We start from the raw sequence: 595 nt of genomic DNA, 5'->3' as shown, positions 1-595 counted from the left end.
GTAGATGCCTTCCCCATCCATCACGACAAAGTCATCATTGTTGACGGAAACACAGTTGAAACTGGCTCCTATAACTTCTCTCGTGCTGCTGCACGCAAGAATTCAGAGAATGTCGTTGTGCTCAAGAATATGCCGGATGTAGCCGCACAATATCTTGAACACTGGCAGGATCGCTGGAATAAGGGTACAGACTGGATACCCTGACAAACATTTCTCCCCCGATTTTCTATCCCCCCAGCCACCCCCGGCTTCCGGCGGTGGTTTTTTTCCGTCTTTTTTCAGGAGAAGCACTCATGCCGTCTGTATCCCGCTACCGCACCTGGCTTGCCGTGCCTGCAGATGAAATAGAAGATCTCAAAAAAGCACATCCCCCGATGAACGGGCACACGCCCGTCATCTGGGACAAGGAGCACAAACTCTGGTTCGCCCGCCCGGGGGCGGACCTGTCCAGGCTGGACCGCTGGCTGCCCCGGCCACAGGACGTCTCCATGAACGGCAGTGATCCGGTCACCGAGTTTGCCCAGGTTCTGGAGAATGCCGGACTGGTTCTGAAAGAACTGCCGGTCATGGACGGGAAAATCCACCGTGTCCCGAC

The 595-nt window shown here is 55.3% G+C and carries 2 protein-coding genes; both read left to right on the top strand.

The features are described 5' to 3' along the window. The coding region (locus RTW80_RS26935; protein WP_312721151.1) for a phospholipase D-like domain-containing protein at nucleotides 1-204 on the top strand (204 nt) is incomplete at its 5' end. Between the two features lie 89 nt (nucleotides 205-293). Further along, nucleotides 294-595 (top strand): DUF5710 domain-containing protein (locus RTW80_RS26930; protein WP_241565396.1); only part of this gene is annotated, 302 nt, incomplete at its 3' end.

It is taken from the genome of Escherichia sp. AM3, from assembly GCF_032029835.1.
Classification (GTDB): domain Bacteria; phylum Pseudomonadota; class Gammaproteobacteria; order Enterobacterales; family Enterobacteriaceae; genus Escherichia; species Escherichia coli.
The sequence above is the reverse complement of the archived record's forward strand: the minus strand, read 5'-3'. Positions and strand labels throughout refer to the sequence as shown.